Source organism: Burkholderia sp. Bp8963, assembly GCF_003854275.1.
Taxonomy (GTDB): Bacteria; Pseudomonadota; Gammaproteobacteria; order Burkholderiales; family Burkholderiaceae; genus Burkholderia.
The window spans coordinates 1-244 of record NZ_QTQP01000209.1 but is presented as its reverse complement, the minus strand read 5'-3'; the positions used below and the strand labels follow the sequence as shown (position 1 = coordinate 244).

At 68.0% G+C, this 244-nt stretch carries 1 pseudogene; it reads right to left on the bottom strand.

The window, feature by feature from the left end:
* Window positions 1-244 (bottom strand): annotated as a pseudogene (locus DID96_RS38070) (IS5/IS1182 family transposase); the annotation flags it as partial.

Below are 244 nucleotides of genomic sequence, written 5' to 3'. Positions count from 1 at the left end.
CAGTTCGCCCGCGTCGGCCGCGCAGTTGACCAATTCAGCGGCCACGATGATGTGGGCCGCGTCGTCGATCGCCGTCTGGCCGTTGTAGGCCGGATCGAACCCACCGCCGGCGCGCTTCATGATGCGGCTATCGGGGTCGGTGAAGTTGTCCTGGGTCCGGTCCTCGGGCACACCGAACGGCCGTTTGTAGCGACCGCCCTTCGGCTTGCCATCCGGGCCGCGCGGCTTCTGGTCGTCGTCATCG